The following is a 7,012-nucleotide window of genomic DNA, read 5'->3' on the forward strand; positions in this document are numbered from 1 at the left end:
ATCCGATGCCGCTGGTCGATTACCCGCGAGGTAATCGCTATCGATCAGGCCAGGTGTATCGCTGCGCGGCGTGGGCCAGCACCGCGACGATCGTCAGTGTCGCGACGAATCCACCGACGAACATCACGGCGGTCGGCGAGCCACGGTCCACCACCAATCCGCCGGCCAGCGCACCGAGGGCGAATGTGGCCTGGAACGAGGCGGTGAACAGGACCGAGGCCGCTTCCGGCGCGTGCGGCACCGCCTTGGCGAACCAGGCCTGGGTGGACACCGGTATCGCGCCGTAGCCGATGCCCCAAATGATCAGCAGGACAAACGCTCCCGCCTCCCACCGGCCGAACACCGGCAGCAACAGCATGGCGGCGGCCAGCATCGCCGCGGCGCAACCGAGGGTGGCGTGCGGGCGTACCACGATCGCGGCACCACCGAGGAAGTTGCCGAGAACGCCTGCGGTGCCATAGATCAGCAGTAGCAGTGTGATCATGCCCGGTCCGAGCCGTGGCACCTGTTCGAGGAACGGCGTCACGTAGGTGTACGTGCCGAAATGTGCGAGCACGACGAGAAACGTGGTCAGCAAGGCGAATCGAACATCGATGCCGCGAAGTGACCCGCGCAGCACGGCCGCCCGGGTGACCGTACCGGCTGGCAGCGGCGGCAGGAACGCCATCAGCATGCCGAGCACCACCGCCGTGAGCACCCCGACGACCACGAATGTCATTCGCCACCCGGCGATCTCGCCGAGCAACGTGCCCGCGGGCACGCCGAGCACGGAGCCGAGCGGCACCGACGAGAAGATCACCGCATTGGCCCGGCCCACCGAGGCCTCGGGCACCAGTCGACGAGCCAGCCCGGCGGCGATGGACCAGAAGCCGCCGATGGTCACGCCGACCAGCACCCTGGACGCCAGCACCACCCAGTACGCGGGCGCGACGGCCACCAGTGCATTGGCCAGCACGAGCAGAAACATAAACAGGCACAACATGATTCGCCGGTCTATCCGGCCGGTGGCGACGGTGGCCGGCGGCGCGGTGACGGCGGCGACCAGACCGGGCATGGTCATCATCAGCCCGGCCATGCCGTCGGAGACGGTGAAGTCGGCGCCGATCGAGGTGAGCAGGCCGATCGGCAGGATCTCGGTGGTGACGATGGCGAAGATCGCGATCATCACCGAGACGACGGCCAGCCAGCCGGTCCGGCGGCCGCGGATGGGTGCGGGAGTAGTGCGAAGTGTGGACACACCGGCCAGTTCAGCAGCGGTGCGGCGGCCGATCCGGCGGGTTTACGCCACCACCGTATCGAGGGCGAAAACCCGCTCAGCCGCGTCCGGCGCGCATCGGGGCGAGGAATTCGGCGTTCGTCTCGGACTTGCGCAGTCCTTCGAGGAGCAGGTCGAGGGCCTGCTGATTGTCCAGTGTGGCAAGGGTTTTGCGCAGGGTGTGGGTCGCGGCCAACTCGTCGGGGCCGAGCAGCAGTTCGTCCTTGCGGGTGCTGGACTGGCCGATATCGACGGCGGGGAAGACCCGGCGGTTGGCGGCGCCGCGGTCGAGTTTGAGCTCGGCGTTGCCGGTGCCCTTGTACTCCTCGAAGATCACCGTGTCGGCCAGCGAACCGGTTTCCACCAGCGTGGTGGCGATGATGGTGAGCGAGCCGCCGTTCTCGATATTGCGGGCGGCGCCGAGGAAGCGCTTGGGCGGGGCGAGCGCGGAGGCCTCCACGCCGCCGGACAGGACTCGGCCGGAACCGGGACCGGCCAGGTTGTAGGCGCGGGCGAGGCGGGTGAGCGAATCGAGCAGGACGACGACGTCGCGGCCCATTTCGACGAGTCGTTTGGCGTGTTCGATGGCCAGTTCGGCGACCGCGATGTGTTCGCGGGCGGGCTGGTCGAAGGTGGCGGCGGCGACGTCGGCGGGGACGGCCCTGGTGAGGTCGGTGACCTCCTCGGGGCGCTCGCCGACCAGCACGAGCATCAGTGCGCATTCGGGGTGGTTCTTCGCGATGCCGTGCGAGATGGCTTGCAGTACAGAGGTTTTGCCTGCTTTGGGCGGTGCGACGATCAGGGCGCGCTGCCCCTTGCCGATCGGCATGACGAGGTCGGTGACGCGGGTGGTCATGGCGTGCTGTTCGGTTTCCAGCCGCAGGCGTTCGTTGGGGTAGATGGGCACCAGGTCGGCGAAGGCGGGGCGGTTGCGGATCTTGTCCGGGTGCTGCCCGTTGACGGTGCCGACGGTGCGCAGAGGCGCGGGTTTGCCGTTGTTGTCTGCGGATTGCGTTGTGCCGGTGAGGAAGTCACCTCGGCGCAGTTTGTGTTCGCGGATCAGGCGCTGCGGCACGGCGATATCGTCCGGGCCGGGCAGGTAGCCGTCCAGGCGCAGGGTGCCGCGATTGTCGGTGAGGTCGAGGATGCCGGTGACGGTGCGGGCCGGTGGTGCTTCGGCCGCTCTGTCATCGGTGTCGATGTCGTTGATTGTGTTGGTGTTCATGGGATTTCCTTCTGGGGAGTGAGTTTTGGGTACGGCGAACGGCCGTGAATGCGACGGCATGATGCACGTCGCGGGGTAGGGATCCTCGGGGTATTCCGGAACGGTTCTGTCGACCGGGTCGGAAGGGGGATCTCGAAATTCTTGTGGGAGAACTACCTACATCCACAAGGAGAAGACGTGGCCGAGAGTACAGGTTCGATCATCGGCGCGCAATGGTCTCGGTCAGCTCAACGACCGTCGTCGCAGAAGTATTCCCTGGAATGCCGGTAACGACGAGAAGGCCCGGCAGGCGACGAAGAGTCACCTGCCGGGCCTCGGCGGTTATCGGTGTTGCTTACCCGTAGACCGAGCTGAAGAACTGAACCGCGCTGGCGATGCCGACCGGGACGCCGAGCAGGATCATGCCCGCCGCGGCACCGAGCGCGATGCCGACGCCGGCGCCCGCGATGCACAGGCCGATCGGGCCGGCGAAGAACGTCGGCACCACGAGCGGCGCGCCGATGATCGCACCCGCGACACAGCCGAGGACGCCGCCGACGAGCGTGCCGACCAGCGTGCCGATGGCGGTCGCCAGGCCGAACTGGGTGGCGGCCGTGCTCAACGCGGTGTTGAAGTCGACGCCCGCGACATCCTTGGCCGCGACCGGCTGGAGCATCGTGGCGGGGTGTGCGTCCGCCGCGTCGGTGCTCGGCGTGAAAGTGGCGGTGTTGCCGTCGATCTGGGCCGCGATCGGCCATTCCAGGCCGTCTTTGAGATAAGTCAGCGGCATGCCAGCAACCAGGTTGCCCTGATTATCCAGAACCTGGAATTGCGTGCCCTGTGTCGTCAACGACCCGGCGTCGGTCTTCAGCACGACCGATTTGTCGACCACATTCGCGGTGTAGTGGATGCCGGGCAGAATGTCGGTCTGCACGGTCGACCCCGGGACGGGGGCCGGTGCGGCAGGCTCTGCGTAGGCGGTGCCACTTGTGATCCCGACAGCCGCGATAACCAGCGTGGACGCGGCAGCGAACTTCTTGACCCTCATACTTTTCAAACACTTTCCTCAGCAGGAGCACCGTCGGCACTTCGGGGAGCACGAGCCGGCGCGGCCCATCGTTACGAACCTGTGCAAAGGCTCGTCGCACTTTATTGCGAACGTGTAACAGGAGGCGCTAGGGAAACGTCAATTAGAAGTTGAATGTGTTAAAGAAACATAAAATCGGACATTTGGCTAACTTTTAGCATCCGATAATGTGGCGCGCGACACTCTATTTGTTATTTATGCCGAGCGGCCGAGCGGCCGCGACTCAGCTGATGCGCGCGACGATCGCGCCCGGCAATACCGGCAGCACCCGATCCAGCACGCGCCACGGCCACGCCGGCACGCATGCCCGCCGCTGTTCCTTCTCGATCGCGCCGACCATCGCGGCCACGCCCTTGTCCAGCGGCGCCACCAAGCGTGCATCGCCCGCCTTGGCGGCCATATCGGTGGCGATGAACCCCGGCAGCAGCGTGGTGACCGCGATCGGCGACTTCGCCAGTTCGGTGCTCAGCGCCTGCCCGAGCGCGGCCAGCCCCGCCTTGCTCGCCGAGTAGGCGGCCTTCTTGCCCGGCAACCCGCGCACCGCGCTCATCGAGGACACCAGCACCAGATGCCCGGCGTTCTGCTCGCGGAAGATCTCCAGCGCCGCCTCGGCCTGCGCCAGCGCGCTGACGAAATTGGTTGTCGCCGTGGCGATATTGGCGCGCGCCCGGCCGGTGCCGAGCACCGCGCCCTTGCCCAGCCCCGCATTGACGATGACCCGGTCCAGCCCGCCGAGCTCGGCGCGCAACTCGCCGAAGACCCGCGGCACGGCTTCGTGCTCGTCCACATCGAGCGCGCGCACCGCGACCGTGATGCCGGGATGCGCCGCGACGAGCTCGTCCCGCAGCTCTTCGAGCGCGGTCAGCCGGCGCGCGCACAACGCGAGGTCGCGGCCCTTGCTCGCGAAGTCGCGGGCCATCGCGGCGCCGAGGCCCGCGCTCGCGCCGGTGATCAGAATCTTGGTCCTCGTCATGGGGCCTGACCCTAGCGAGGCGCCGGCGTCAGCCGCCGAACGATCCCGTGCGCGGCGGCGGGGGCAGCAGCCGCCACGCGCCGCAGTTGGTGGTCTTGAAGCCCACGTCGGTCGGCTTGATCTCCACCCGGATCGGGCCGTGCCGGGTGAAGTTGTTGCCGATGATGTATTCCATCTCGGTGTTGTCGCCCTCGACCTTCCAGAGCCTGCGCCAGTCGCAGCCGTAGGCCGGGTCGGGCGTGCCGGGGGCCTCCCAGACGCCCGGGAAGATGTCGACGCCCACCAGATAGACGCCGTCTCCGGGCATGGTGTTCGCGGGTTCGGCGGCCGCGGTCCCGGCGCCGAGCAGGGTGGTCGCGGACGTCAGGGCGCCGGCGATGAGCAGCGTGCTTGCGCGCATGGCGATGTTCTCCTCGAATCGTGCGGCAACCGCCGCGCAGCGGCTGACCAGGGAGATCCCCGAAATCTCCGGGCCAAGATCTACCAGAGGACCCGGCCGGATGTGCCGCATTCCACATTTCTTGTGTGGATGCATTACCAAATCGCGCACGATGTTGTCATCGGTCGAGTCGGCCGCGATATCCGAGGTATGACATGTGCTCGGTTGGAGTCCGTCCGGACGGTTCGACGTTCCCCGTCGTGCGGCACGCAGTGCGCGGGCCTGTGCACCGATGCCGGGCTGGCCGCGGTGCTGGCCACCGATCGAGCCCTATTGCATTGGCGGGCAATGCATGCGCTGGGCGATAGCGGACTTGCCGAGCAGGCCGTGCAGGAGTCGCTGCTGCGCGCGTGGCGTTCCTGCGGATTCTTCGATGCGACCAAGGGCAGCGTGCGGACCTGGCTGCTGGCTATCCTGCGCAACGTCATCATCGACATGGTCCGGGCGCGGGCCGCCCGGCCGGGGGACACCGGCTGGGACGAGGTCGGCGAGCTCAGCGACGTCCGCTACGCCCATCCCGACTTCGCCGACGGCCTGATCGACGGACTGCTGGTCGCGGAGCTGCTGGCACTGCTGCCCGAACCGCAGCGGGAGGCGGTGATCGAGGTGATCCTGCGCGATCGCGCCTATCAGGAGGTGGCCGACGACATCGGCGTCCCGGTCGGCACGGTGAAGACGCGGGTGCACTATGCCCTGCGTTCGCTGCGCCGGCTGCCACGCGGCGCCTGATTGCCGGTGAACACACCGCAGCAGCGGTAACGGTTGGATAACTGGGGTTGCTATGCTGGTGCTCGCGTTGCGAGAGTGAACCACTGGGTTTGGTGTTACTAATGGGAAGGGAGGGGTGCCCTGTCCCGGGGCACCGACCGAACATGAAGCAGCCAAGCATCATCAGGGCCGGAATCTGTTCCGCCGTCACGGCCGCGGTCACGGTGACGCTGTCCGGGTTCGTGCCGGTCACCGCTATGGCCGAGCCGGCGCAGCCGGACCTGGCGACCAAGCTCGCAGGCAAGACCGTGTTCCTCGACCCCGGCCATCAAGGACCCGGCCACAGCGAGAACGTGGCCAAACAGGTCAGCGACGGTCGCGGCGGCACGAAGGACTGCCAGACCACCGGCATGGTCACGGTCAACGGCGTCCCCGAGCACACCATCAACTGGAACGTGGCGCAGTTGGTGAAGACCGCGCTGGAGCAGTTCGGCGCGCAGGTGAAGTTGAGTCGCCAGGATGACCAGGGCTGGGGCGGTTGCGTCGACGACCGCGCCAGGGCCGCCAACGAGTCCGGTGCTGCCGTCGCGGTGAGCATTCACGCCGACAGTGCGCCCGCCGACCAGCGCGGCTTCCATCTGATCGTGCCCGAGCTGCCGATCCCCGACGCGACGATCAACGCGATCCAGTCCAATGCCGGGCTGGCCGCGTCCACGGCGATGCGCGACGCCTACCTGGGGGCCGGGTTCGTCCCGGCGCCGTACGCGAGCGCGGATGGCTTGATGCCGCGCCGCGACATCGCCGGACCCGCGCTCACCGCGGTGCCGGACGTGTTCATCGAGATGGGCAACGGGGCCAACGCCGAGGACGCGGCCATGCTGGAGAGCAAGGAAGGGCAGCTCAAGCACGCCGTCACCATCACGACCGGACTGGTCGGGTATCTGCTCGGCGCGCATTCGGTGACGCCGAATGTGAGCGGCGAGCAGCCCGCCGCGGCGCCACTGCCGCAGCAGCATCCGGCCGCGGATCCGGCCGTGCCGCAGGCGCAGGCAGCGCCGCAGGTCCAGCCGAATTCTTCGCCGTTGCCGCAGCATCCGGCGTCGACCGAGCCGCCGGCGGGTGCGACGGCACCGCAGGCGTTGGCCGAGCCGCAGATCCAGGCACCGCTGAATACGGCGCCGCTGCCGCAGCGTCCGGCGTCGACCGAGCCGCCGGCCGGTGCTTCGGCACCGCAGCTCCAGTCGAATACGCCGCAGTTCCAGCCGAATCCGGCGTCGACCGAGCCGCCGGCGGGCGCGACCGCACCGCAGGCGCTGAACACCCCTCAAGGTCAAGCTCAGCAAGGG

General features: G+C 67.9%; 7 protein-coding genes. 2 read left to right on the forward strand and 5 right to left on the reverse strand.

What is annotated here, in order from left to right; genetic code table 11:
- Positions 1–37: 37 nt before the first annotated feature.
- From F3087_RS42670 to F3087_RS42690, 5 genes are all read right to left on the reverse strand, one after another.
- On the reverse strand, positions 38–1,237 hold the full coding sequence (locus F3087_RS42670; RefSeq protein WP_223885783.1) for an MFS transporter: 1,200 nt from the start codon (positions 1,235–1,237) through the stop codon (positions 38–40).
- Between the two features lie 76 nt (positions 1,238–1,313).
- On the reverse strand, positions 1,314–2,480 hold the full coding sequence (locus tag F3087_RS42675; RefSeq protein WP_150407893.1) for a transcription termination factor Rho, short form: 1,167 nt from the start codon (positions 2,478–2,480) through the stop codon (positions 1,314–1,316).
- 334 nt (positions 2,481–2,814) lie between these two features.
- Positions 2,815–3,507, reverse strand: coding sequence for a hypothetical protein (locus tag F3087_RS42680; protein ID WP_150407907.1), 693 nt, complete (start codon positions 3,505–3,507; stop codon positions 2,815–2,817).
- 262 nt (positions 3,508–3,769) lie between these two features.
- Complete coding sequence (locus F3087_RS42685; protein ID WP_150407894.1) at positions 3,770–4,519, reverse strand: SDR family oxidoreductase; 750 nt, start codon at positions 4,517–4,519, stop codon at positions 3,770–3,772.
- Between the two features lie 28 nt (positions 4,520–4,547).
- A complete protein-coding gene (locus tag F3087_RS42690; RefSeq protein ID WP_150407895.1) occupies positions 4,548–4,919 on the reverse strand; it encodes a hypothetical protein in 372 nt (123 codons plus the stop codon).
- Positions 4,920–5,108: 189 nt separating this feature from the next.
- On the opposite strand from F3087_RS42690, the gene F3087_RS42695 reads away from it, so the two are divergent.
- Together F3087_RS42695 and F3087_RS42700 are read left to right on the forward strand one after the other, a co-directional pair.
- A complete protein-coding gene (locus F3087_RS42695) occupies positions 5,109–5,687 on the forward strand; it encodes a sigma-70 family RNA polymerase sigma factor (RefSeq protein ID WP_191094426.1) in 579 nt (192 codons plus the stop codon).
- Between the two features lie 143 nt (positions 5,688–5,830).
- On the forward strand, positions 5,831–7,012 hold a 1,182-nt coding region (locus F3087_RS42700), incomplete at its 3' end, for an N-acetylmuramoyl-L-alanine amidase (RefSeq protein ID WP_150407896.1).

This window comes from Nocardia colli (assembly GCF_008704205.1).
Lineage (GTDB): Bacteria > Actinomycetota > Actinomycetes > Mycobacteriales > Mycobacteriaceae > Nocardia > Nocardia colli.

Bases quoted from the DNA above. Each gene is read 5' to 3' on its own strand.
- F3087_RS42675 (WP_150407893.1), bottom strand. From the start codon at position 2,480: ATGAACACCAACACAATCAACGACATCGACACCGATGACAGAGCGGCC.
- F3087_RS42680 (WP_150407907.1), bottom strand. From the start codon at position 3,507: ATGAGGGTCAAGAAGTTCGCTGCCGCGTCCACGCTGGTTATCGCGGCT.
- F3087_RS42685 (WP_150407894.1), bottom strand. From the start codon at position 4,519: ATGACGAGGACCAAGATTCTGATCACCGGCGCGAGCGCGGGCCTCGGC.
- F3087_RS42690 (WP_150407895.1), bottom strand. From the start codon at position 4,919: ATGCGCGCAAGCACGCTGCTCATCGCCGGCGCCCTGACGTCCGCGACC.
- F3087_RS42695 (WP_191094426.1), top strand. From the start codon at position 5,109: ATGACATGTGCTCGGTTGGAGTCCGTCCGGACGGTTCGACGTTCCCCG.